At 43.6% G+C, this 24654-nt stretch carries 21 protein-coding genes; 7 read left to right on the top strand and 14 right to left on the bottom strand.

Features of this window, described 5'->3' with window-relative positions; translation table 11 throughout:
• Positions 1–54 precede the first annotated feature (54 nt).
• Positions 55–2172: a PQQ-binding-like beta-propeller repeat protein gene (locus tag LZF95_RS10475; RefSeq protein ID WP_233754940.1), complete on the top strand. Its 2118-nt coding sequence runs from the start codon at positions 55–57 to the stop codon at positions 2170–2172.
• Here the strand turns inward: LZF95_RS10475 and LZF95_RS10470 are convergent.
• From LZF95_RS10470 to LZF95_RS10425, 10 genes are all read right to left on the bottom strand, one after another.
• Complete coding sequence (locus tag LZF95_RS10470; RefSeq protein WP_233754939.1) at positions 2169–2579, bottom strand: DoxX family protein; 411 nt, start codon at positions 2577–2579, stop codon at positions 2169–2171. The two genes, LZF95_RS10475 and LZF95_RS10470, sit on opposite strands and share 4 nt — an antisense overlap.
• Positions 2580–2753: 174 nt before the next feature.
• Positions 2754–3473, bottom strand: a complete 720-nt coding sequence (locus tag LZF95_RS10465) for a sugar transferase (RefSeq protein ID WP_233754938.1) — start codon at positions 3471–3473, stop codon at positions 2754–2756.
• A gap of 162 nt (positions 3474–3635) precedes the next feature.
• Complete coding sequence (locus LZF95_RS10460) at positions 3636–4553, bottom strand: glycosyltransferase family 2 protein (RefSeq protein ID WP_233754937.1); 918 nt, start codon at positions 4551–4553, stop codon at positions 3636–3638.
• Positions 4554–4563: 10 nt separating this feature from the next.
• On the bottom strand, positions 4564–6264 hold the full coding sequence (locus LZF95_RS10455; RefSeq protein ID WP_233754936.1) for a right-handed parallel beta-helix repeat-containing protein: 1701 nt from the start codon (positions 6262–6264) through the stop codon (positions 4564–4566).
• An 88-nt stretch (positions 6265–6352) separates the two neighbouring features.
• The gene (locus tag LZF95_RS10450) at positions 6353–7345 is read right to left on the bottom strand and encodes a glycosyltransferase family 1 protein (protein ID WP_233754935.1); all 993 of its coding nucleotides are present in this window, start codon (positions 7343–7345) and stop codon (positions 6353–6355) included.
• Positions 7342–8559 (bottom strand): O-antigen ligase, encoded by a 1218-nt coding sequence (locus LZF95_RS10445; protein ID WP_233754934.1) that lies wholly within the window; start codon positions 8557–8559, stop codon positions 7342–7344. Before LZF95_RS10445 ends, LZF95_RS10450 begins: the two co-directional genes overlap by 4 nt.
• A complete protein-coding gene (locus LZF95_RS10440) occupies positions 8559–9767 on the bottom strand; it encodes a glycosyltransferase family 4 protein (protein WP_233754933.1) in 1209 nt (402 codons plus the stop codon). The genes LZF95_RS10445 and LZF95_RS10440 overlap by 1 nt, the downstream gene beginning before the upstream one ends.
• A gap of 27 nt (positions 9768–9794) precedes the next feature.
• Positions 9795–10865: a glycosyltransferase gene (locus tag LZF95_RS10435; RefSeq protein ID WP_233754932.1), complete on the bottom strand. Its 1071-nt coding sequence runs from the start codon at positions 10863–10865 to the stop codon at positions 9795–9797.
• A gap of 3 nt (positions 10866–10868) precedes the next feature.
• Complete coding sequence (locus tag LZF95_RS10430; RefSeq protein ID WP_233754931.1) at positions 10869–11813, bottom strand: glycosyltransferase family 2 protein; 945 nt, start codon at positions 11811–11813, stop codon at positions 10869–10871.
• Positions 11800–13347: a lipopolysaccharide biosynthesis protein gene (locus LZF95_RS10425; protein WP_233754930.1), complete on the bottom strand. Its 1548-nt coding sequence runs from the start codon at positions 13345–13347 to the stop codon at positions 11800–11802. The genes LZF95_RS10430 and LZF95_RS10425 overlap by 14 nt, the downstream gene beginning before the upstream one ends.
• A 228-nt stretch (positions 13348–13575) precedes the next feature.
• On the opposite strand from LZF95_RS10425, the gene LZF95_RS10420 reads away from it, so the two are divergent.
• From LZF95_RS10420 to argJ, 6 genes are all read left to right on the top strand, one after another.
• A complete protein-coding gene (locus tag LZF95_RS10420) occupies positions 13576–14781 on the top strand; it encodes a polysaccharide pyruvyl transferase family protein (protein WP_233754929.1) in 1206 nt (401 codons plus the stop codon).
• Between the two features lie 112 nt (positions 14782–14893).
• A complete protein-coding gene (locus LZF95_RS10415) occupies positions 14894–15181 on the top strand; it encodes a DUF4143 domain-containing protein (protein ID WP_233754928.1) in 288 nt (95 codons plus the stop codon).
• A 293-nt stretch (positions 15182–15474) separates the two neighbouring features.
• Positions 15475–16287 (top strand): acetylglutamate kinase, encoded by an 813-nt coding sequence (gene argB, locus LZF95_RS10410; RefSeq protein ID WP_233754927.1) that lies wholly within the window; start codon positions 15475–15477, stop codon positions 16285–16287.
• Positions 16288–16291: 4 nt separating this feature from the next.
• Complete coding sequence (locus LZF95_RS10405) at positions 16292–17485, top strand: aspartate aminotransferase family protein (protein ID WP_233754926.1); 1194 nt, start codon at positions 16292–16294, stop codon at positions 17483–17485.
• 1 nt (position 17486) lies between these two features.
• The gene (gene argC / locus LZF95_RS10400) at positions 17487–18530 is read left to right on the top strand and encodes an N-acetyl-gamma-glutamyl-phosphate reductase (RefSeq protein WP_233754925.1); all 1044 of its coding nucleotides are present in this window, start codon (positions 17487–17489) and stop codon (positions 18528–18530) included.
• A gap of 119 nt (positions 18531–18649) precedes the next feature.
• A complete protein-coding gene (argJ, locus tag LZF95_RS10395; protein ID WP_233754924.1) occupies positions 18650–19861 on the top strand; it encodes a bifunctional glutamate N-acetyltransferase/amino-acid acetyltransferase ArgJ in 1212 nt (403 codons plus the stop codon).
• Between the two features lie 93 nt (positions 19862–19954).
• Here the strand turns inward: argJ and LZF95_RS10390 are convergent, their stop codons facing one another.
• The 4 genes from LZF95_RS10390 to LZF95_RS10375 all read right to left on the bottom strand — a co-directional run bounded on the left by LZF95_RS10390 (position 19955) and on the right by LZF95_RS10375 (position 24583).
• Positions 19955–20563 carry a Uma2 family endonuclease gene (locus LZF95_RS10390; RefSeq protein ID WP_233754923.1) on the bottom strand — a complete coding sequence of 203 codons (609 nt, stop codon included), beginning with the start codon at positions 20561–20563 and terminating at the stop codon, positions 19955–19957.
• Between the two features lie 71 nt (positions 20564–20634).
• A complete protein-coding gene (locus LZF95_RS10385) occupies positions 20635–21882 on the bottom strand; it encodes an FAD-binding oxidoreductase (protein ID WP_233754922.1) in 1248 nt (415 codons plus the stop codon).
• 80 nt (positions 21883–21962) lie between these two features.
• Positions 21963–22967: a 4-hydroxyproline epimerase gene (locus LZF95_RS10380; RefSeq protein WP_233754921.1), complete on the bottom strand. Its 1005-nt coding sequence runs from the start codon at positions 22965–22967 to the stop codon at positions 21963–21965.
• Between the two features lie 164 nt (positions 22968–23131).
• On the bottom strand, positions 23132–24583 hold the full coding sequence (locus LZF95_RS10375; RefSeq protein ID WP_233754920.1) for an aldehyde dehydrogenase (NADP(+)): 1452 nt from the start codon (positions 24581–24583) through the stop codon (positions 23132–23134).
• Between the last annotated feature and the right edge of the window lie 71 nt (positions 24584–24654).

The raw sequence follows: 24654 nt of genomic DNA, 5'->3' as shown, positions 1-24654 counted from the left end.
TTCCTTCGCCGTTAATTGCCGATATTTTGCTCTTAAACCCAATCCAGCCTATTTATGAAATCTCTTTGCCCTCTCACTATTTGTCTCATTTTTCTTTTTTCATCATGCCATACCAAGACCACAAATGTTGATTATACAGACTGGTCCCACTATGGTGGGCCATCGGATGGTTCCAGATATTCCTCATTGACACAGATAAACAAAGAGAATGTATCCCGACTGGAGGTGGCATGGAGGTATAATACCGGCGATGCCAGCGCAAATTCTCAGATCCAATGCCAGCCAATTGTTGTGGATGGTTTGCTTTACGGCTCCACCCCAACATTGAACGTGTTTGCGTTGAATGCAGCTACGGGAGAGGAAGTTTGGAGATTTGATCCGTTTCAGGTACTGGGAGGGGAAAATTCTTGGGCAGGCACAAACCGTGGAGTAAGTTATTGGGAGGATGGGGATGACAAGAGGATTTTATTTGGTGCCGGAAATTGGCTGATGGCAGTGCATGCTGAAACCGGAAAGCCGATTATGGATTTTGGTGAGGAGGGGAAAGTTGACCTGCGGAAGGGATTGGATACTGAACGAGAGGACTTTATGATAGTTGCCAATGCCCCCGGTGTGGTTTACGGTGATCTATTGATCATCGGTATGAGGCTTTCTGAAGGATTGGATGCCGCTCCCGGGCATATCCGTGCTTATAATATCCGAACTGGTAAAAGAGAGTGGATTTTTCATACCATCCCTCAAGAAGGAGAGCCAGGCTTTGAGACTTGGGATCCGGCCACTATCAAGCAGGTCGGCGGTGCAAATAACTGGGCGGGAATGACTGTGGATCAGGATCGCGGAATCGTCTTTGTACCCACAGGTTCTGCGACTTATGATTTTTGGGGTGGCTATCGCAAAGGGGATAATTTGTTTGCAAATTCACTGATAGCATTGAATGCCCAGACCGGTGAGCGGATATGGCATTTTCAGGCTGTTCACCATGATGTATGGGACAGGGACTTTCCTGCCAATCCCAATCTAGTCCGAATTCACAAGGACGGGAAGTGGATTGATGCGGTGGCCCAAATTTCCAAACAGGGACTGACATATGTCTTTGAGCGGATGACCGGTAAACCGATCTGGCCAATTGTGGAAACTGCCGTGACGCAGACCGGCATGCCAGGGGAATTTACTTCAGCAACGCAGCCCATTCCGAGTTTGCCGGAGCCTTTTATGAAAATGGTATTTGACGATAGTAGTATTTTAAACCTTCGCCCGGAATGGGAGGCAGATATCCGAAGTCAACTGGCCGGGGCTATCTATGGTGATACCTGGGCTCCACCGCATCCGGAAAAACCCATTGTGCTTTTCCCGGGCATGGATGGTGGAGGAGAATGGGGAGGAGCTTCCTTTGATCCGGAGACTCAGACCTTGTATGTGAATGCCAACCAGATTCCCTGGATGATCACTATGACTCCCAATGCCGACTTTGAAAATGTGGGTAAATCAGTTTTCACTAACTACTGTGGCAATTGCCATGGGATAGACCGAAAAGGCAACCCCCCCGCTATTCCGGGGTTACTCGATGTGAAAGAAAAATTTACCTATGATTCACTGGATCTTTTGCTCCGCAAAGGAAGGGGCGCGATGCCGGCTTTTGATCACCTTTCTACTGAGAATAGAAAGGTGATTTTGGAGTATCTACTGGATAAGTCAGAAGGTGAGGGGGATAAACAGGAATTGGAGGGTGGCACCCAGCAACTTTTTCCCCGCTATTATATGGATGGGTATAAAAAACTGACGACGAAGGAAGGTATTTATGGATCTAATCCTCCTTGGGGTCTGCTGACAGCTATTGATATGAATTCAGGTAAGAAAAAATGGCAGGTGACTCTGGGAGAGATAGATTCATTGAGTGTACAGGGTTTTGCCCAGACAGGCACTGAGAATTATGGTGGGCCGGTGGTTACAGCCGGGGGAGTATTGTTCATAGCGGCTACAAAAGACGAAAAAATCAGGGCATTTGATAAAGATACCGGCGCGGTTCTCTGGGAAGCTAAACTGGCGGCTTCAGGACATGCCACACCTGCAGTCTATGAAATAGGGGGCACGCAGTATATTGTTGTCGCGTGTGGTGGGGGAAAAGGGACAAAAAGTGGTGATGAGTACGTGGCTTTTGCCCTTCCAGATTAGCTTTTATAATAGGCTGATTTGTTGTTTTTCATTCCATCAATGGAAAATTTTCCGCCACCAAAAATGAGGATAGCTACAAAGATAACACAGTAAAGAAGAGGCAATTCTTTTCTTCCGAATGGGTCTGAGGCATGGGCCACAAATGCGGCCGTAAGCATGGTGACAATCAGGGGAACAGTGGCCAATCGGGTTTTAAATCCGATGATAACAAGTATTGCACACACGAATTCGGCAAAGACAGCCAGAGCCAAGGATACCGTGGCCCCTAATCCAAGGAAATCCATGAATTTAATGGGCTCGTCACCGAAAAACCTCATTAACTTGGGATAGCCGTGGGTTAAGATCATACCTCCGGCACCTACTCTCATCAATAATATTCCTAAATCTTCTATAACCGGTTTTTTCATTTCAATTGGGGATTTATATAAACTGTTCTTTGTAATTCTAAAATAGGCACTCCTTTTAAGAAAATGAGACTTTTTACATGAGTTGTTGTATTACTTTCCCAGAGAGGCACAAAAAAATCGCCGGAATGGGTTCCGGCGATTATTGGGGTATGGCTAAATTAAATTTTTATGCCCTTATTTCCCTTTTTTGTTAAGCATGGTCATGACAGTCTGTCCGATGACTTTCAGATCAGTCAGAAGATTCACCTGGCTCAGATATTTTAAGTCCAGATACATTCTTTGGCACATTTCCTCTACTGTCTCAGCATAGCCATAATCCACCTGTCCTATGGAAGTGATTCCCGGGCGAATGGTCAGCAACTGGGTATAAACTGGCTGTCTGGCCACGATTTGCTGTATGAAATGGGCTCTTTCTGGTCTAGGCCCTACCACCGACATATCGCCCATGAGTACATTGAAGAACTGGGGAAGTTCATCCAAGTGGGTTTTTCTCATGAAGTTGCCCCATTTGGTGATTCTGGGATCATTATCCTTAGTGAGTTGTGGCCCGTTTACTTCTGAATCCACGATCATACTCCTGAACTTCAATATTTGAAATGGCTGACCGTTTCTGCCTATTCTTTCCTGCTTATAGAAAACAGGGCCTTTTGAAGTCAATTTGGTGATAACGATTAATGCTATAAAAACAGGTAAACCTGTAAGAATTGCAAAAGAAGAAAATAGAATGTCGAATGTTCTTTTTGCAAATCTTGTCGTCAATTCTATGCCCTCATTCATTCTTTGCGAAACAGAACTTCGGGAGATGTTGGTCAGCGTGAAAAGGTCAGGGATTATCCGCCCCGACTGGTAGCCTTTGAAAACAATTTCTTGTTGATGTGATGAATTACGTATCATTGGTTTAGTATTTTAAGTCTAACATTGTCGTACTAGGCATTATCCAATTGAAGTGCCAAGTTAAAACAGGGCTATTTCTGTCAGTTGAGAGGTTTTTGGTTGTTTGTTAACATATTTTATGTGGAACCCATCCCCACATTGCGAGAGTTATTGCCTGAAAATTCAGTTGTTGCTCCAGTAGCCTTTGGTCATGGAGAGTGACTTGCGGAATTTCACTGGAACAGACTGATAGTTAAGTCCCAGTTTATAGCCAACCAATTTAGCTGCCGTAGCGATCAGGCATTTTGGAATCAAAAGAGGGTTGTGTTTAAAAGTGTATTTGAGTTCAGATTTGAGATACTTGAAGCCTTCACTTTCTGCTCTGCCAAATTTTTCAAAAATCCAAGGGTTGCTGACATGGAATACCCCGATGTCAAAATACCGCTTAAATTCTTCAATGGCTGAATAGTCATGTGAGTGGTATATTTTGGAGTCCGAAAGGTACGCCATTTTCCATCCATCTAGCAACATTTTTCCCGCTATTAACACATCTTCGCCCAAAATTACTCCCTTAGGAAAGCCATTGACAGAAAAAAATGCGGTTTTTCTATAGGCAGCGAAGGAATTAGAGCAGGAAATCGTCCTAATTCCATAGCGTTCAGCATCTTCCATGCTCTTGATCTTGGACTCGGCCGGATAGTTAAAGAGCCGTGCGTGACTCTCCAATACTTTAGCGTTTTTATGCGGAAGCTGTCGGCCATATACCATTCCCAGCTCATGGTTTTCTTCCATGGCTTTTACCATCAGCTGGATTGCGTTTGGCCCAGCCAGGATCGCATCTTGGGTGAGAAAAATAAAAATATCCGCGTCGGGGTACTTCTCCGCAGCCATCTGACGGGTTCCGCCATGGTCAAAATCTTTCTTGTCAATCTGGATCAGGTCACAGTTTTCCCCATTGATCTGATCCAGGGTTCCGTCAGTGGAGCCAGAGTCAATCACAACGAGCCTGGAAATAGGGTAGTTTTGTGAAGCGATTCCTGCAAGGACCTCTTTCCAGATCGGACCGGCATTCAGGGTGGGGATAAAAAGATTGACTGTCATGGTATAAAAATTAGTTTCCGGAGATTTCAACACCACCATAATTGACGGTACCTGAAATAAGATTTTCTTTTGATATTCGTGCCTTGCCTTTTCCTACCAGGACTACGGTTTCAGTGTCTGCTATGCCGATATATTCATTTCCCTCCAGCGTCAGTTGGTTTGGATAATGGCTTCTAAACGCCTGGTTTTCGCTTCCTCCGGGGATAGATTCGATTTTGTTTTTTTTCACTACAAGTGCTGTTGAGTTGTCATCGAAAATACCTGTATTAAAGGATTTTATCTTATTGTTGAGGATCTGGACGTTTTTTGCGGTTTTCCTTAGAATTATCGCAGATGCTTTTTCACTAAGAATCTCGTTGTTTTCGATTAATGCACCGTCGGCCTTGGTGATGAGAACGGTGGGGTTTTGGGATTTGTTTTGTATCGTATTTCCGATCAGATGAACCTCTCCCTTCATATTGAAATTGAAGTTGGCATGTGAGAAATTATTATTTTCAATGGTGAATTCATCTACCTGGATATTATTGGGTAAGGAAAGTGAACCTAGCTCGTTGTCCCTTACATGAATAATCTTGGCCCTGGTGTTGGCTATCAGGTTTATGCTACTGAATCGGTTATCGGTCACATGCATTTCCTCAAGGTCAAGGGTTATCTCTACCTGATTGTCCGCCCAGTTACCATGGGCCAATATTACTCCGCAACTCTCCACATAAATTGCGGGACGGTTGTTTCTAAGTGCCTCATTTTTATGAATAAGCACATTGGAGACATTGATCAATGTGGCAATTCCTGACCCATCAGGAGTAGATTCTCCTTTTACATAGCCATTTCCACAGGCTATATTCTCTATAATAAGGCATTCTATATCCTTCGCTTTTTCTTTCGATCTATTGTTAATATCAATGGCATCAGAGGCATTCTCATCCATGATATTATGGGAAAAAATGTAGTCCTTTTCCTTTCCGGAATCTCCAAAAGCCACTTGGATGGCAGACATTCCGTTATGATGGATCACATTATGGATTACTTCCACTTTCCGGCTACCGTGGATAAATACACCGTTTTCTCCATTCCGGTAAATCTCCGAGTCGTGGATGGAAATAGTATTTGAGGACAAAATCCGGATTCCTGTTCCAGGCTGGTAGCTATGTGTCTCGGTTCTGGGCATACCAAAGTGATGGATACTTGTATTGGCGATCTCTATGCCACTGGACTCAAACGTCATTATTCCTGGATAAGCCCTGCGCTTCAGTGAATCCCCCACTAGTTCTGTGTCATAAATGCGGATTTGATGGCTCTTATAGAGATAAATACCCTCATTTTTTGATTCTCCCTTTATAGATATGCTTAGGTCATTTACCCCCTTTCCTAAAATCAAAGGATTGGGGGAATTCTGTTTTTCTATGGAAAATTCACCTGCCTTAGCAGAGGGGTGGTGCTTTATTGTTCCTACAGAGCGAATACTGACTCCGGTTCTTAATTGTAATGTCCTGACCAGATAGTGCCCTTCTGGAAAGAAAACGGTATCTCCTTCTGCTGCGTGATCGATCAGTTCTTGGATTGCCTCGGTCTGATCTGTTTCTGAATCGTGCAAGATTCCATTATCAAGAACATTAATTTCATTTCCGTTTTTGGATAATTCATCTTGGCCATAGATTATAGAAGGGAATGCGGCCAGAAGAAAAATGAAGATTGGAAAATATCGGATCATGTCTTTTATAAATGCTGTATGTTAGCCAGAAAGCTATTGTGCCCTTTAGTTACCACTGAGTCAATTGAATCAAATCGTTTTTATTCTCTTAACTGAGAATTGTTTCCCATGTTTCAGCTGCGGTCTTCTCCCAGTTGAATTCTTGGGCCCGTTGGAATCCTTTTGCTACGCAGTCCACATAGAATACTTCATCATTCACCAGCTGTTCTATTCCCAAGGCTATTGCAGTGACATTTTGCGGATCTACACACAGCGCGGCTCCACCGGCCACTTCGGGTAGAGCGCTCGTATTGGATGTCAAAACAGGGGTGCCTGAAGCCATGGACTCAATTATAGGCAATCCAAAACCTTCCATTAATGAAACAAACAAGGTAGCATGCGCACCCTTATATAGTTTAGGAAGATCCTGTTCTTCGATAAAACCCAAAAACCGAACCCTTTTCTGGATACCGAGACTTACAATTAATGCCTCAAGCTCTGGGTCTGTTTTTCCTGATAGATAAAACATGAACTCATTTGGGATTTTAGCTTTCGCAAAAGCCGTAAGCATGGCCGGGATGTTTTTGTTTTTGCGCCTGTTGCCCACATAGAGAAAATAGGGTCTTGCGCTTTCATATTCTTCCTCATTAGCCAGAAAATGGCTGTCCACGCCATTGTAGATCACCCGGATGAGATCCTCGGGGATGTGAAGCAATTCCACAAGCTGGCTTTTGCTGAAGTGGGATACTGTGATGATTTTTTTTGCTTTGGGAGCCAACCTCGCTATCACCTGTTCATAGTAGATCTTATGAAGCCTAGAATAATAAAACAAATGCATAAGGTCATGCACCGTAAAAATGAAGGGGGTTTTGGAAAAAGCCGGCGGCATAAAAGAAGGACTGTAGAAAACATCCGCAGTTGACTTCTTTATTTCCTCACCCAGCATCAAGGGGGTGAGTAAGCTGCCCAGGCCCATTTTACTCTTCACGTACGCACAGGAAGCTTCATCTGGAGCATATTTTATCACTTCCTGATATAGCCTTCCAATTCCTGTATTTCCTGCCCAGCGACTATCGATCAACACTTTTTTTTGGGGCTTCATAGGCTGAGTTTAATGTTCTGGAAGTTGATTTCCCGTAGTGAGCCAATTCCATAGATGAGGCACAAATACATCACGACATCATTGTCATAGCCCGAGTATAGTATCATCATAATGGCTAAGATAGGCAGGAAAAGGGCAAACCATAGTTTTGGGTTGTCTGCTTTACTAAGGCAATCTTTGACAAACCAGATCAAAAATGCGAGAAAGGAAAAAAATCCGACGATTCCCATTTCAAGGTAGGTAGATAGAAAAGTGTTATGGATATGGGGCTCTCCACGATAGAATTCCGCATTGTCCCGAAGAAATTCCGGTGCGCTCAGGAAACCGTTTCCAAGAGGGGAGATTTTTCCAAAATGTTCCATAAAAGCTGTCCAATAGACCAATCGAATGCCCATTCCGTCATTGGATGAAGTGATAGATTCCACGCGTATTATCTTATTTAGGATCATGGGTAGTGCGATGGCGATCAAGACCACCAGTCCTATTCTCCATCTTTTCTCCAAAGCAAACCAAAACAACAGAAATACACCGATTATCAATGCTACAATTGGCGTACGGGAAAGGCTGAAAAAAGCGACTAGAAATACGAAGAAAATTCTCCAGATCGACAGTTTGTTTTTCTGTACCACCGGGATACAAATAAAGGAAAAGCCCATCAAGGCGATTCTCGCACCGAACATGTTTTTATCCTCCAGCCCCCAGTAGTAAAGGGTGTCACGATATAGGGAACTAGCCTGTCCTGAGGAATCGCTGCCAGTGATCAGCTGGAATCCATATGCCTGATGATAAATCAGAAGTTGCACCAGCGAAAGTGACAATACCGCCAATAGAATAGTGTCAAGTCTTTTGGTCAGTGATTCATTGTCCCGTGATCCTAGCCAGTTGATCGCGAAAAAAAGAAAGCAAAAATTGATTACCAGCTTAACAATATTAATCAAGGCTAGAGGCTCTCCGGGATAGTTTATAATATAGCTTATGACGGCATATGTACTAAATACTGCCAACGCAATTGACCAGTTTTGAAATTTTATCCGGGGCGTTTCCAAGTAGAAAAAAAAGCTGCTGACCAGAAATATGACAGGATAGACCTTTACTGGAAGAAACATTGAAATCAGTGATAGCAGAAACAAAGTCTCAGCAATAGAAATAGCTTTCCATTGGTTTCCTTCAAGTGACAAAGGCTGATTCGTCAATGTAATTTCCGGTGTGCTCATTATGAGAATGCAGGTTGGGGTTTATTCATCGCTTGTTTCAATACTGCCTCATATTCCGCTATCATACGATCTGCATCCAAAATCGAAGCCACCGAATTTCTTGCAGCTTGGCTGAATTGATTGTATAGCTCAGGTTCAAAGTATAGCTGGCGCATGACCGAGCTTAGGGAATGTGGCTCGCTATCGTGGCAATAAAAACCGTTGATTCCATCTTGTACTGTTTCTTTTAATCCGCCTCTTTTATTTGCGATCACGGGGACATGGTTTGCCAATGCTTCTATTGCCACCATTCCGAGAGGCTCCTCCCATAGTGAAGGCACGACCAGCACATCAATATCAGCAAGGAATTCTGTGGAATTGACATATCCCTCAAACGAGATGGACGCACCGGAGGCCAGTTCCTTGAGGTGGTTTTCGTAGCCTGCCTCGCCTTTCCCGGCTATGCTCAAGCTTGAGTTGAAATCAAGTTTCTTAAACTGTTCGATCAGCCATTCCAGTCCTTTTACTTTTGAAAGCGTGCCCAGATAACCAAATCGCATAGCTTGCCCTGATTTTCTAAGGGGCTTGGGTGGCGGGTTTGCGATGGTACGTGTATTATATATGACGTTCTTGGAGGCATTTGTGAAATAGCCATAGTCAATGAACCGCTGCAAAATACTGTTACTGATGCCCACTACTGCCGCGACTGACTTTGATTTTTCGGCATGGTTGCTTCGCAGAAGTTTACAGCTTAAACATTGGGTTTCGCAGCTTTGCTCATTCTTAAACATATTACTGTTCGGACAAAGCAAATACAGGTCATGCAGCACCTGTACGATTGGAATACCAGCGTTATGTATGGGGATCCAGACTGCTGCTGACCAGCCGGCCAGGTTATGACATGAAACAATGTCTGGTTTCTCGGACATTAACACCTCAGCTACCACGGAGGCCATGGATTCGTTTGCCTGATCCCTATAATGCCAAGCTAGACGGGAAAGCTTGTTCTTCTTGATTTTTGAATAGGGCCAATAGCTGTTTTGCAAGCCTGCACGGTAAACTTTAACTCCATCAATTCCCTCAATTTTCAACCCTTTTTCAGGCATCAAACTCAACACCGCGACCTCATTCCCCAAAGATTTCATTCCTTCTACGATCAGTTTCAGAGAAATCTCCGCACCTCCTTCGATCAGTGGACTATAGAGTGTATTGATGTATAAAATTTTCATGGGTCGTTGGTAGCTGAAAAAGAATTTTTAATTTATCAAGCTTTCATATAGTTCTATCAGACTATCGCTCACCTTGTTTTTATTGTTCTGCTTTTGAATCAGCTCTCGCATAAATAGCCCTTTATCCAATAATGAGTTTGGGTTGCTTTTCCATAATTTTAATGCCTTTAGCACCTGGTGTTGCAAGGCGTCGGCATGTTCACTTTCAGAATTATACCTGTAATCCAATACATTGTCCCCAGCTCTTAAGTCATCAATGGTGCCAATTTTTGGACAAATCACCGTCCGCCCATAAGAGAAAGCAAGGATGACTGTGCCGGAGTTAAGGCTGCTTTCAAGAGAATAAGGAAGGATCAGCAAATCCGATTGGTGGATGTAACCGGGTAATTCCTCATCAGGAATGAATGTAAGGTCAAGAGTAATATTACGAGTATCCTGAGCTAAAGCCTGTAATTCATTTCGGTATTGGTCAGAATTCGGGTTTCCTGCTATCGTCAAATGAATATCCGAAGGGAATTTCTTTGCCAAATCAATGAGCAATTCGATGTTTTTATAAGGTTTGATGGCACCTATGAATAGCAACCTTAACTTGGGATTTTTCTCTTCTACTTTATTTGGGATCATTGGCCCGTAAACATCCACAAAATCAGGATGGGGTATATGGACTATTTCCGCTTGGATTCCAGGGTATTGACTTGCCAATATACTTCTGGATACAGCTGTGTGAATCACAATGGCATCAGTCTGAGCTATCACTTTTCGGGTTAAAACCTGGCTCAACTTCCCGGATTTTTTCTCATGGGAAACACGGTTATGCATGGTCCACACCAGCTTTTTCTTCCCAAACTTCACAGCTGCCAGTACCACCAGTTTTCTGAAATAGCTCTTCCACATACTTGCGGCACTACTATCGTCCAGATTTTCAAACCAATTTAAATGAACTAACTCAATGGATTTAAAATGTTTCCATGAAGAAAGGAAATCATCCAGACGGTTCACCTCAAATCCATGCTTTTCCAATCCATCCACTATAATATTGATGTATTTGTTTTCCTTGTTTTCACTGGGATTAAAGATGATTCTGCTGGGTGAATTCATTGATTAAGAGTGGTTTGAATTCATGCTTTTGGCAAGTGACACGGTGATGTCCTTGATCGAAAGGCCAAATTTATCCCTAGTATTTATCCACGTTTTAGCCTTCTTGAGCGGATTACTTCGCATAGACAGCATCATGGTGTAGAGTTTCTTCTGATGCATGTACTTGTCCTTATGCTTCAGTAAGTGCTGGTAGATGACTTTTTCAGATGGATGTGGAGGGTTTTTTTCTAGAAAATCGCCCAGCCATTCCGCATAGCTTATGTCAGCCATCATTTTGTGCAGGTCATTTCCGGTCGAGGTGATGGAAAGCTGGTTGCTTCTATATTCAAACACTGGTTTATTGGAATGCGCAATTCCGTTTGTCGCTGAAGCAATAAAAGCGGTAATGTCATCCGATCCCCATGCAAGTGGGAGCTTGTAGAAACCTCCCTGAGCCTTTAAGGCTGCTGTGCGATAGACATAGTCAGAGATATAATTTGACCTCAACTGTCGAAGACGATGCCAGATGGAATCATACACATATTCGAAAGCTGGCAAAGCCGGGGTGAGCAGTACATCATTCCCGTCATCGTCTATGATTTTGCTGCGGCAGTGATAGACATTTAAAGTTTCATAACTCTGAATCAGCTTTTCGAATTCCTCCAGATAATCTGGTGCTAGACGGTCATCATCACCCATAATGACGACAAATTCCCCAGTGGCCAGTTCCAGGCATTTATTCCAATTATCCACCAGATCATAGGCCCCCACATTTTTTTCATTCTTAAAATATCGGATTCTGGGATCTTGGTTTTTCTGGGAGATTTCCTCCACAGGCTCGGGCGAGCAATCGTTCAGAATGATCAATTCAAATTCACTGAAGGTCTGCTGGAGAATACTGTCTATGCATTCCTGCAGGTATTTGCTCTTGTAAGCAGGAATACAGATCGAAAATTTATTCTTGCTCATCGGACGGTTTTCTTTTCAATAATTTGGTGCGTATAAACTCAATATCCGCGGACTTGATAATAAAGAGAAAATGGACAGCGGCAAAAATCGTAGTGAAAATCGCGGTGCTAATGATCATTCCCAAGATTCCTTCAGCTAATTCTACCCACATTCCTAGTCCATAAGCTATGGAGATGGCAACAATAGCACCTAAAACAGAGGGTGAAAAAGCACCGAAAAAGATTTTTTTACTGTCTAGATTCAGCACTTTTGGAATATAATAAATATAAAAGAAACCGATCTGTATCAGCATGTAGGCCAAATAACCGATAACCGCCGCGCCTACATTCCAGGTAGGAGCGAGAACTACGGTAATGGGTAAGGACAGAATGCAGGCTGTTGCCGAGGAATAGATAAGAAACCGTGTTTTGCCTGAGGAAAGCACCAAGCTTGCGACAGGCGTATTGTGCATATTAAGCAATACAGTAAGAAGCCAAAGATTCATCCACACACTCAAATGGAGGTAATCTTTCCCCATGTAAAGGAGCAGAATTGATTCAGAATTCAACACCAACACAAAAACTATAAAGCTTAAGAAAATAGAAATATAGCGTGTGGCGATAAATACCATTTTCTCCATTTTAGCATGATTTCCCTCTTGATAGACTTTGGAGGCGGATGGTAAAAGCACTTGGAGAAAGATCGTCCCAAAAGATATAATGAGCATGGCAATCGTCTGGATCACACGGTAATCGGTAAGGACATCGATCCCGGAAGCGAATTTGGCGAGCAAAATAGGACGAAGTTCATTGGCCGTTAACTGAAAAAGCCCCATCAAGAATATAGCTGAACTATATCCTATAATTTCTCTGAAAATCTTCCCGTCCCACTTAGGCATAAGAAGTTGACCTATCGGAATTGGATACACACCTAAGCGAAAAATATTGAGGGGAATAGGAATCAGCGTGGAGATGGTATAGAAAAGAAAATAGAGAGGCAACGACCACTGAAAATGAATCGCTAGGATCGCCACTGCAAAGTTCAACACGCTGCTCACTACCGTTACACGATTGACATACCCTAATTCATCTTTTGCACTGAGCAGCTGAATGATGACATTCGACAGCCAGTTTAGAACAGTACTTGCCGATAGGATATACATCATGATCCGGTAGGTAGGGATCTGATCTGGCTTGAGGTTGAAAAAAAGCTGGCCGTAATTGGCCATAAACATAAATATCAATGCGTTAATTAAGCCGATCGTCCCATAAAAGATTACACTGGATCGTGAGGCTTTGCCTATGTTTTCCCAGTCTGACTTCGCTTCCCACCTGGAGAAAAAACGAACAGAACCCACGTTCATTCCCAGGTCCATAAGACGGAGATAAGCGTTGAGGGAAAAAGCCAAGGCAATTAATCCATAGTCAGCTTTCCCGTAGTAACCTACCAAAAGTGGAATGGTCACAAATTTGGCAGCTGCGTCAAGGATTTTGGCTAGAATCCCCCAGACTGACCCTGAAAAAATACGATGGACTGCAACTGGTTTGGCGCTCAAAATAGTCTTTTGATGAAGTTTTACTGAATTTACGACCTACTTACCAAAAATAGTTCCTGAGCGTAATATCTCTTGAATTAAAATCAAGTATCTTTTTTGCAGGTGTATCTTTGACTTGGCCTAAATTAAGTTCCTCGAACATTACTGAGGTGAAATCAGGAGACTTTTTAGGTTCAGTATGTTGGGCTGTGGGCGTTTGTCCATGGTCTGTAGTCTAAAAGCAAACAAATGACAAAAGTCTTAATAATAGGTGCCTTCGACCGATACAATTACGGAGATTTGCTTTTCCCTTTAGTAATCGAGAGGCAATTGAGTACTTACGGACGGGATTTTGAATTTGAATACTATGGATTGGTTCAGAGTGATCTTTCCGCTGTCGGTGGACTACCCACTAAGGGCTTGCAGGATTTTTATAAAGCCTGCAGCGATCCCAGTAATCCTGTACATGTGATAATCGCCGGTGGGGAAGCATTAGGGGTAACCTGGAATTCACTGTTTGCGGCATTGAACCCGCTTTTCCAGCGGATCAATAAAAGGCATGTGAAAGTCAATAAATTGTTGGACTTGAATGCCTGGACGAAAAAAATCCTGAAAGGTAAGACAACCTTGCCATTTGTGTTTGACAAGTCTGATTTTGCTGGAGTCCAGTCGGTGATTTTGAATTCGCTTGGTGGGTCTGGATTGGGTTCAGCTGTTTTTGCAAAGTTTGAATTTTTGAAAGGTAAACTTCAAAATGCGGACTATTTTGCCGTGCGAGATCAGTTGACAGTGGATAATTTGAAGGAGAACGGAGTAGATGCTGACCTGTTTCCGGATTCAGCCATCTTAATGTCAGAGTTTTATCCGTTGAATTATCTGCATAAAATGGTAACCCAGGATGTGGCCGGATATGTAGCTGAGCATGCTGGAAAGTATGTTTTTGCACAGATCAACAAGAAAACCACCCGTGGGCATGAGCAGACTATTGCGGATGGCCTGGACGAGATTTATCAAAAAGGGAATACTGAACTTTGCCTTTGTCCCATTGGCAAAGCTCTGGATCATGACGACCATGAGGCCTTGCAGGAGATAGGGACGTTATTGAAAAGCCCTTACACCTATTTTGATGCGGACAATATCTGGGATATCATGTACCTGATCGCCAATTCAAAGTGCTATGTAGGTACCAGTCTTCATGGAGCTATTACGGCCTTGAGCTATGCGGTGCCTCATGTAGGACTAAAGGTGGAAAAACTTGGTGCATACTTAGCGACCTGGGGACTGGAAGGGAATCAGCGTTCAGTCGAGTTTACAGAAATTTTTGAGCAGTTCAAGGTTGCAACTGCCGCATCTCCGAGTGATTTAGAGGCTTCTAGAGATAGGCAAGTTGTAGAGATCAAGAAGGGATTTGATAAGATGGTGAAGGTGCTGAGTGGAGATGAATTCCATTTGTAAGGGTTTATTCTCTATTGAAAACTAAAATACATCCGTGATTTTTGTGATTACAATCACTAAATTCATATAATTTTTGTGATTACAGCATCAGCTCATGTCCAAAGCTTCAGTAATGAAATATTCTCCCTTCCATTCGAGAGTGTTTGTTCCGAAACAAGAGTGGATAAAATATCTATCATATACAAATAGAACGGTTAAGTTTTATTTCTGGCGAACGACTGCCCAACAGGAAATTGATTTTATAGCGGAGTCAGACGAGGGAATGCAGGCCCTTGAGTGCAAGTGGAATGAAAAAACCAAAGTAAAGTTTCCGACTACCTTTACCACGGCGTATCCCGACGCCTCACTTGCTATTATTACACCTAAGAATTTTGAGGGGCTGTTGGGATTTGATAGGTAGCTTGTACTTAGAGGCTGTCACCTTGTCACCTTCCTTCGCCAAATAATTAATTGCTATTTGGCTTTTAAGGCTTTATTGTTTCACTATTCCAATAACATTGCTTCAATCAGCCAAATATCCTCTTTCGGTACGAAGGTTGTTTAATTGGTGTCAGGTTAAATAAGTTAAACCTGTATTTATCAAGTTTTCCACATTTAAAAACTTTAATTCAATTCTGATTTGTTTTCGATTCTGATAGCCCATAAGGGGAAGTCAGGTTTGGAAAAAATCAATTTATTATAAAAAAAACAAAAATGCCTAAGCAAAGAATTCTCATCAAATATGGTGGGAATGCGATGATCAGTCCCCAGCTGCAGCAGGAAATAGCAGCGCAGATTTTTAAACTTCAAGAAGCAGGGAATGAAGTTATCATGGTACACGGAGGTGGGCCATTTATCAATAAAGCACTCGAAAAAGCGTCCATCAAATCACAATTTATAGATGGTCTCAGAGTCACGGAAGCCACTGCATTCGCGGAAATCCAAAAAGCGCTGATCGGAGAAGTCAATGCGGATCTGATCTCCACACTAAATCGGAACAATATAAAAGCTGTAGGCCTTTCCGGAAAAGACGGAGGGATGGTACAGGCTAAAAAGTATCAGCATCAATCTGCTGATGGGAGTATGGTCGATCTAGGTTTGGTAGGGGAAATTTCCGAAATCAATGACTCTTTGATCAATTTACTATGTGTGGCAGGCTACGTCCCAGTGGTAGCTTGTTTGGCGGATGGTACTGACGGAGCTTCCTATAACATCAACGCGGATACTTTTGCCGGTAAACTAGCCGCAGCCGTTCGTGCTGATCAACTGATCGTCCTGACGGACGTGGATGGGCTTTTTCTGAGATTCCCTGATCCTGAATCCATTATTCATGAACTCGATCAATCATCCGTGAAAGAGCATATGGGGACGACCATACAGGGAGGCATGATCCCAAAAATCCAAGCCTGTATGCTGGCCTTGAATGAAGGAGTGTCAAAAGCCATCATACTGAATGGGACAAAGCCTGCACAGATTTCCGAATATGTGATTGAAAACAAGAAAATAGGAACCACTTTGACTTTATAAAACCATGACAAATCAAGATTTACATACCAAGGACAAAGAGAATTATTTACCAACGTTCAACCGCTTTCCCTTGGCTTTTATCAAAGGAAAAGGAAGTAGGCTCTGGGATGCAGATGGCAAGGAATATATAGATCTACTGGCTGGAATCGCCGTCAATAATGTAGGGCATTGCCATCCAAAAGTTGTGAAAGCGATTCAGGAGCAGGCGGCGGAATTGATGCATATTTCCAATTTTTTCGTAAGCCCACAGCAAGTCGCTTTAAGTGAACTGTTGGTGAAAATATCCGGATTGGACCGGGTGTTTCTGACCAACAGCGGAGCCGAATCTGTGGAGGGAGCGATCAAGATCGCCCGAAGATATGCACATAAGCATGGTCAGGGTGGTAAAATCATTTCCATGCAAAATTCTTTTCATGGAAGGACTTTGGCCACTATAGCCACTGGTCAGGAAAAATACCAGCAAGGTTTTGGCCCCATCCCCACAGGGTTTGTCCAAGTGCCATTTAATGACCTCGTAGCCGTGGAAGCGGCAATGGATCAGGATACAGCTGCGGTGATCGTAGAGCCGATTCAGGGTGAAGGGGGAGTTGTCCCTGCGGAAAAAGTGTATCTGAAAGGGTTAAGAAAGTTATGTGATGAAAAAGGCATTTTGTTGATTTTTGACGAAATCCAATGTGGCATAGGCAGAACCGGTAAGTGGTTTGCCAAAGATCATTTTGGAGTGCAGCCAGATATCATGACCCTGGCCAAGGGGCTCGGAGGTGGAGCACCGATCGGAGCTTTGCTTTGTACGGAAAAGGTAGCAAGTGCCATAGAGTACGGAGATCATGGAACTACCTTCGGAGGCAATCCGCTGGTGGCCGCTTCGGCAATAGCGACCATCGAAGCGATCAATGAGGAACAGCTGTGTGCCAGAGCAATGGAAACCAGCGAATGGCTAAGAGGAAAGCTGGATGAATTGATAGCGAAGCATGATGAACTGGAGTCTGTCAGAGGAATGGGGCTGATGCTGGGAATCAAAATGAAATCCGAAGCCAAGTCCTTTGTACTGCGTCTGCTGGAAGAGGGGATTGTGGCAAATGCCACAGCAGGAAATATTCTAAGATTGGTTCCAGCACTGAATATCAGCAGAGATGAGCTGAATATTTTCCTCAGGAAGTTTGATGAGATCCTTTCCGAAACCAAAATCCCCGCTTAAGATGAAAATACAGAAATTAAAAGTAGCCATAGTAGGAGCTTCTGGGTTTACAGGTTCAGAATTGGCAAGATTACTTCTGGGTCATGAGGGAGTAAGTATAGAAATGATCACTTCAGAAACGCATATAGGGAAGCCTTTTTCAGACTTACACCCGCAGTTTTTCGATAGATTGGACATTCCACTGGTAAGTGCGGAAGAAGTTGGAGGTAAGAAGTTGAACGTGATTTTCCTTGCATTACCTCATGGTGTTTCCATGGATTTTGTGGCTAAATGGAAAGACAGTGGAGCGAAAATAATCGACCTTTCAGGGGATTTTAGACTTTCTTCCAAGGAAGTTTATGAAGAGTGGTATGACAAAAAACATTCGTACCCAGAGGGATTTGAAACGGCTGTTTACGGTTTACCCGAGCTTTTTGCAGAGATGATAAAAGATGCAAGTCTGGTCGCAAATCCGGGGTGCTACCCGACAGCCTCTATCCTAAGCATGGCTCCACTTTTTGCAAAGCAATTGGTGGAAAAGAACTCACTGATCATAGACGCCAAGTCAGGTCTCACGGGAGCCGGTATCAAGGCTAACGCCACCACGCATTTTTCCAATGTAAATGAGAATTTCAAAGCGTATGGGATCGCAGGTCACCGACATACGATTGAGATAGAGGAGCAGCTGGGGGTTTTGGCAGGAGACCAAACAGCAATTCAGTTTACTCCTCACCTGCTTCCAGTGGACAGAGGGATATTGGTGACTGCTTATGCCAAGGTCACCCAAGACATGAATCAAGAGAAGTTGACGAACATCTACCGGGATTTTTATGAGGATAAACCTTTTGTTCGATTGAGAAATCAGGTTCCCGGCATCAAAGATGTTCGTGGAAGTCATTTTTGCGATGTTTTCCCCGTTTGGGATGAGAGAACGCAACGGGTGATCGTGATCTCTGTGATCGACAACCTGCTAAAAGGTGCTGCCAGTCAGGCAGTCCACAATATGAATTTGATGTTTGGGCTAAATGAATCGCAAGGCTTGAACCAAGTGCCATTAAAACCCTAAGAAGTCAGAAGATCGAAGACGGGTGACCGAAGTCGCCTACATGCTAGAGTTGAGCTGATTCTATGAATAGTTAGTTTTTTGGCAAAAAAGAGGATTTATAAAATCATAATTTAAAAAAGATGATACAAAATATTACTAACGTACGCGGCATCAAATGCTGGGGTGCGCATACTGGTGTGAAATCCATGAAAAGGGATTTGGCCATTATCTATTCGGAAGTTCCTGCTGCTGCTGCCGGAACCCTGACCCAGAATAAAGTGCGCGCCGAGCCTATCAAAATCACTGAAAAGAACCTGGCAAATAACAGAGCCCAAGTCATCATCTGTAATGCTGGAAATGCAAATGCCTGTACCGGTGACCAGGGTAAAGAGGGTGCCGAAGCGATGGTGCGTACCACAGCTGAGATGCTGGGGATTTCTGAAGAGGATGTGATCGTGGCTTCTACCGGTATTATTGGGGTGGAGTTTCCTACTGATGACGTAGTGGAGGGGCTCAAAGTGAACATCCCTAAGTTAAGTGATGAACTCAAAGCTGGCTCTTTTGTGGCCAATGCTATCTTGACGACAGATACTTTTGCCAAGGAAGGATTTGTGGAATTTGAGCACGATGGTGCGAAAATAAATATGGGTGGAGTAGCGAAAGGTTCGGGAATGATCCATCCCAATATGGCAACCATGCTGGCATTTGTGGTGACGGATTTTAATATAGACGAGAAACTCCTGCAGGAAGCGGTGAGTTACTGTGTAGATCGCTCATTTAATATGATCACGGTGGATGGTGATACCTCTACCAATGACATGGTGGCCGTGTTGGCAAATGGCCTTGCCGGTAATAGAAAAGTGAACAGCAAGGAAGATCCGGGCTATGCCGTGTTTCAGGAAAAATTATTGCAAATCCTCACCCACTTGGCCAAACTGATCGTTTCCGACGGTGAAGGTGCTTCTAAATTCATAGAATATAAAGTTACAAAAGCCAGAACAGAGGCTATTGCCCGGACTTTCGTACGTGCCATCTCGGATTCTACTTTGGTGAAAACTGCCATGTTCGGACGTGATCCCAACTGGGGAAGAATCATTGCGGCGGCGGGAAATGCCGGAGTGCCATTTAATTATAGGAAGGTGAATTTATACATAGGCGATCAAAATCACCTGGTTCAGGTGCTGGACAAAGGCAATCCCTTGGATTTTGAAAAATCTTATATGAAAAAACTCCTTCGCGAATCCCATATCAAGGTGCTGCTGGAATTGAACACCGGAGAGGAAGAAGGCGTAGGTTGGGGATCGGACCTGACCACGGATTACGTGATGTTCAATTCTGTTTATACGACTTGATTGAGATTGTTTTCCATTGTTAACAAAGTATCCTGCTTCTCCGGAAGCAGGATTTTTTTATGTCTTTAAATACAAATAAGCCATTGCATGAAATCAGTCTATCTTCCCAAAAAACTCCTCAAGATCCAGTTTAAAACCGGGGATACATTCTGATGTAATGATATCACCATGGGAAAAAAGCCGGGAAGGCTGATACTTACCATCGATCAGACGATAGATAATCAAGGTTTCCTCAGAAGGATGAATGATCCAATACTCTTGTACTCCGGATTCCTCATATACTTCATATTTGTTCCTTAGCTCTTTCTTGTTGTTTCCCGGAGAAAGCACCTCTACGATCAAATCCGGTGCTCCCACACATCCAGCATCATCCAGTTTTGACAGATCACAAACCATACAGATATCCGGCTGAACCACCGTGAAAATATCCTCGTTCCTTTTGGAGTTAACAGGCAGTCGTACGTCAAATGGAGCGATATATACTTTACATTTTTTTCCTTCCCAATGAACCAAAAGCCGTGAATGCAGCAACCCTGCCACTTCCTGATGCTTTCTTCTAGGAGTCGCGGCGGCAGACCGAAACACTTTTCCTTTGATGAGCTCGACCATTTCGTCGATCTCCCAGGTCAGATAATCCGCATAGGAATACGTGCCATATTCAGTAAACGGCTCTTTTACAAGGTTTTTATCTTCGGATTCCATAACAGCAATTTACAGAAATTGCCGAAAAAAATTCGATAAAGCGCATCGAGGTCTTACAAACCTCAACTGACCTACATGTACCGGCCAACTTCAAAACCTTTCAGCTCCAAAGTAGTGTCCTTTTGCTGATGCAGTTCACTGATGATTTTACCTGATGCAGGTGCCAGGCTGATGCCCATCATGGAATGTCCACTGTTGACCAGGACATTAGAATATCCCGGAGCAAAGCCAATATAGGGAAGACCGTCCGGTGAACAGGGCCTGAGGCCTTTCCAGATTTTATTTTCCTCCGGGAATTTTGCTTCAAATGAGGGATAGTATCGATTAATGGATTCAAAAATTCCCTTTACCCGATTGAGGTTGATTTTTTGATTGGTGCCGGCGATTTCCATTGTTCCTCCAAAGCGGACTTGCTCGCCATAAGGACTCACAGCCACTTTCATTTCGGTCAAGATCGAAGCTTGTGCTATTTCAGGTTTGTTTTCCTGCAAAAATGAATACCCTTTACCACCCATCATTGGGAGTTTAAAGTTGAGCATGTTAGTGAGTTCACCTGTCCAAGATCCTCCACATAGGATGATTTTTTCCGCTTCGATTTTACCCTTGTCGGTCACTATTGCTTTTACCGATAAACCTGATTTTTCAAATCCGAGAACTTCTGTTTTAGAAAGAAATTTCACTCCTTTTTCTAGTAAGTAGCTTTTCAAGAATCCATATAATTTGCCAGGATCCAGGTGGGCATCGCCGGGAAAACGGACTGCACCCCGGGCTTTTACTTCCAGATTCGGCTCGAATTTGCGTATGTCTTCGGGAGTCAAAATATCTGCCTGTAAGCCATTTGCATTGGCAAGATGTGCAAATTCGACTTCTTCTTTTTCTATGGCTTCAGTCTGATAAATCATCATCAATCCCTTCTCCTGCAGGCCTATCCTAGAATCAGGATGCTCGTCGCGGAATTCCTGATATAGTGTCTTGCTCATCAAGCTCAGGTTTTTCAATACCGGAACGCTTCGTTCTACATGTGCAGGATTGGCAGATTTGTAAAATTGATAACACCATTTCAAAAGCTTGGCATCCAGCCGAGGATGTATGTAGAAGGGGCTTTTGGAAGAAAACATCCAAGAGATTCCCTTACTGATCATGCCTGGCGCAGCCAGCGGGATGATATGACTTGGGACGATCATACCGGCATTGCCAGTAGAGCAGTTTACCTGCATATCTCCCTGATCGATTATGTGAACTTCAATTCCTTCTTTTTGAAGGAAATAGGCAGTGAATAGCCCTACGATGCCTCCGCCGATGATGATTGTTGGTTTCATATTTAGAATCAAGATATTAGAATCAAGAACCAAGACTTGAGCACAACCAATCTTGGTTCCTGGCTCTCTTCTCTTGGATCTTATATTACTTGGAATCCATGTACATAGGGATCATCGTCATCTAGGATAATTGTATTATATCCATATACTTTTGCCCAGCCTTCTATGCTGGGGATAATGGCCGGTTTTCCGGCGATTTCTGTTTCTTCTTCTATTCTCCCTATGAATTTGGAGCCTATAAAACTTTCATGGATGAAATCTTCTCCAGGTTTCAAAAGCCCTTTGGCGTACCATTGAGCCAATCTTGCAGATGTACCTGTGCCACACGGAGAGCGGTCAATAGCTTTATCACCATAGAAAACGGCATTGCGCGCAGTGCTCATAGGATCAAGTGTTTTTCCCGTCCAGAGTATGTGGGATAAGCCTTTGATCTCCGGGTGCTCTGGATGGACAAAGTCATACTTCTCATTCATTTTCTTCCGAAGTGAGCGAGCCATAGAAATCAATTGCTCGGCTTTATAATTTTCCAATCCCGGGAAATTGTCCTGTGGGTCTATGATGCAATAAAAATTACCACCATAAGCTACGTCCACCCTCAATTTTCCCAAATCATCCGACTCAATTTCTAATCCTTCAGCCGCCAAAAAGCTTTTCACATTTGTCAGTTTGACGGATTTCACTTTTTTGCCTTCCTGCTCGTATTCTACCAGTACCAATCCTGCAGGCGTTTCCAGTCGAAGTTGCCCGGGAGTTTTCGGATAGATCAGTCCTTCCTCGATGGCGATGGTCACCGTGCCGATCGTACCGTGACCGCACATGGCAAGGCATCCGCTAGTCTCAATAAAGAGTACAGCTACATCATTCTCAGGATTGTGTGGAGGGAACAGCATGGAACCGGACATCATATCGTGGCCTCGCGGCTCAAACATCAACCCGGTGCGGATCCAGTCATAATTCTCCAAGAAATATTGTCGCTTTTCCAGCATATTGGCTCCTCGCAAAAAAGGAACCCCGCCAGAAACTACCCGCACCGGATTGCCACAGGTGTGGGCATCGATGCAGGAGAAAGTGTGTCGTGTTGACATGAACTAATTTAGAATTGGAATTACCTGTCCGCCGTGGCGGATTGAAATATTGGAAAATTAAGTTCAGTTTAGTAAACCTTATAAGGTGTATATACCCGTGACCAATGCTTGACTAAGGAGGATTGAAGTCCCTCAAATCCTCGTAATTCGAAATTCGTCAATTACTAAATCTTCTCTGTTGTGTATTTTCCATTCACCTGTCGCACTATTCCGAGTGGGTTTTCATCCTTTAATTCGTCAGGAAGTAAATCTGCCGGCATATCCTGAAAGGCAATCGGACGGGCAAAGCGTTTGATAGCTGATGCGCCGACGGAGGTGCTTCTAGAATCGGTTGTAGATGGGTATGGTCCTCCGTGCTGCATGGCATACCCTACTTCTACTCCGGTAGGGACTCCGGCAAATAGTAATCTGCCGCACTTTTCTTCCAGGAGGCTAATCAAAGCAGTATTTTGCTTTAACTCAGGAATATTTCCCCAAACGGTGATGGTCAGTTGACCATGAAGTTTCTGAGCTACTTCTAGGAGTTGTTCCTGCGAATCATATACTACCATCAGAGCAAATGCCCCAAAAACTTCTTGTTGGAACACATCGTCTGCAAGCCAATCAGATGCTTTGATTTCTGCCAAAGCCGGGCTTCCGTTGATCAGGTGCTTAGGCTCTGCTACCTTGATCCATTTGAGCTCATTACGGGATTGGTAATATTCTATGGCTTCATAGTAAGCCTTTGCGATACCTGGGTGAAGCATGGGCGAGCCCGCGATGTCTTTCACTGTATCAGCAATGGCCGTTTCAAAGGCTGCCGCATGCTCTTTGGGAACGAATATCAAACCTGGATTCGTGCAGAACTGCCCGGAACCAAGCGTGAGTGAGTTGACATACGACTGGGCCAGAGGAATAAGTTCGCTTTCCAATTTATCGGGAAAAGTGAAAACAGGATTTACAGAACCCATTTCAGCATATACAGGTATAGGCTCTTCTCTTTTACTGGCTAAATCAAATAAAGCTTTGCCACCATTGAATGAACCCGTAAATGCCACGGCTTTTGCCGCAGGATGCTGTACGAGTGCCTGTCCGACTTCTATACCGCCTTCTACATGAATAAAAACACCATCCGGTAATTGGGAACTGATAACGGCTTTATGGATACAATCTGCTACTAACTTGGAGGTTAATGGATGTGCTGGATGACCTTTATACACTACGGGACAACCTGCTGCAAGGGCTGAAATAGTATCGCCACCGGCAGTGGAAAAGGCAAGCGGGAAATTACTTGCGCCAAATACCACTACAGGGCCGATAGGAGTCAGCATTCTGCGGATGTCAGGTTTAGGCAATGGCTCGCGATTCCGATCTCCTGGATCTATTGTAGCTTCCAGCCAGCTTCCTTCTCTCACCATGTTTGCGAAAAGTTTGATTTGCCCGGTAGTTCTTCCAAGTTCACCATTGATTCTGCCTTCTGGAAGATTGGATTCTTCCACTGCGACAGGTACAATTTGGGCTCGACTTGCCTCCAGTATCTCAGCTATTTTTTCCAAGAAGTCTGCTTTCAGATCTGAAGGATAATTTTTGTACTGGATGAACGCCTTCGAGGCTGCATCGAATAGTTGATCGATCATAGGTATTATGAGTTTAAAAGGTTTGACTTGAAGATAGGAAAAAGGCACAAGACCGATGCCATTTTCACCAT

This window comes from Algoriphagus sp. AGSA1 (assembly GCF_021390545.1).
In the GTDB taxonomy this organism is placed as follows: domain Bacteria; phylum Bacteroidota; class Bacteroidia; order Cytophagales; family Cyclobacteriaceae; genus Algoriphagus.
Note: the sequence above shows the minus strand (reverse complement) of the source record. Positions and strands in the feature narration are given on the sequence as shown.

What these genes read in the sequence shown, in the direction of transcription:
- LZF95_RS10435 (WP_233754932.1), bottom strand. Translation starts at nt 10,865, where the DNA reads ATGAATTCACCCAGCAGAATCATCTTTAATCCCAGTGAAAACAAGGAA.
- LZF95_RS10455 (WP_233754936.1), bottom strand. Translation starts at nt 6,264, where the DNA reads ATGATCCGATATTTTCCAATCTTCATTTTTCTTCTGGCCGCATTCCCT.
- LZF95_RS10390 (WP_233754923.1), bottom strand. Translation starts at nt 20,563, where the DNA reads ATGGAATCCGAAGATAAAAACCTTGTAAAAGAGCCGTTTACTGAATAT.
- LZF95_RS10385 (WP_233754922.1), bottom strand. Translation starts at nt 21,882, where the DNA reads ATGAAACCAACAATCATCATCGGCGGAGGCATCGTAGGGCTATTCACT.
- LZF95_RS10440 (WP_233754933.1), bottom strand. Translation starts at nt 9,767, where the DNA reads ATGAAAATTTTATACATCAATACACTCTATAGTCCACTGATCGAAGGA.
- LZF95_RS10470 (WP_233754939.1), bottom strand. Translation starts at nt 2,579, where the DNA reads ATGAAAAAACCGGTTATAGAAGATTTAGGAATATTATTGATGAGAGTA.
- argC (WP_233754925.1), top strand. Translation starts at nt 17,487, where the DNA reads ATGAAAATACAGAAATTAAAAGTAGCCATAGTAGGAGCTTCTGGGTTT.
- LZF95_RS10405 (WP_233754926.1), top strand. Translation starts at nt 16,292, where the DNA reads ATGACAAATCAAGATTTACATACCAAGGACAAAGAGAATTATTTACCA.
- LZF95_RS10475 (WP_233754940.1), top strand. Translation starts at nt 55, where the DNA reads ATGAAATCTCTTTGCCCTCTCACTATTTGTCTCATTTTTCTTTTTTCA.
- LZF95_RS10460 (WP_233754937.1), bottom strand. Translation starts at nt 4,553, where the DNA reads ATGACAGTCAATCTTTTTATCCCCACCCTGAATGCCGGTCCGATCTGG.
- LZF95_RS10380 (WP_233754921.1), bottom strand. Translation starts at nt 22,967, where the DNA reads ATGTCAACACGACACACTTTCTCCTGCATCGATGCCCACACCTGTGGC.
- argJ (WP_233754924.1), top strand. Translation starts at nt 18,650, where the DNA reads ATGATACAAAATATTACTAACGTACGCGGCATCAAATGCTGGGGTGCG.
- LZF95_RS10420 (WP_233754929.1), top strand. Translation starts at nt 13,576, where the DNA reads ATGACAAAAGTCTTAATAATAGGTGCCTTCGACCGATACAATTACGGA.
- LZF95_RS10465 (WP_233754938.1), bottom strand. Translation starts at nt 3,473, where the DNA reads ATGATACGTAATTCATCACATCAACAAGAAATTGTTTTCAAAGGCTAC.
- LZF95_RS10415 (WP_233754928.1), top strand. Translation starts at nt 14,894, where the DNA reads ATGAAATATTCTCCCTTCCATTCGAGAGTGTTTGTTCCGAAACAAGAG.
- LZF95_RS10430 (WP_233754931.1), bottom strand. Translation starts at nt 11,813, where the DNA reads ATGAGCAAGAATAAATTTTCGATCTGTATTCCTGCTTACAAGAGCAAA.
- LZF95_RS10375 (WP_233754920.1), bottom strand. Translation starts at nt 24,583, where the DNA reads ATGATCGATCAACTATTCGATGCAGCCTCGAAGGCGTTCATCCAGTAC.
- LZF95_RS10450 (WP_233754935.1), bottom strand. Translation starts at nt 7,345, where the DNA reads ATGAAGCCCCAAAAAAAAGTGTTGATCGATAGTCGCTGGGCAGGAAAT.
- argB (WP_233754927.1), top strand. Translation starts at nt 15,475, where the DNA reads ATGCCTAAGCAAAGAATTCTCATCAAATATGGTGGGAATGCGATGATC.
- LZF95_RS10445 (WP_233754934.1), bottom strand. Translation starts at nt 8,559, where the DNA reads ATGAGCACACCGGAAATTACATTGACGAATCAGCCTTTGTCACTTGAA.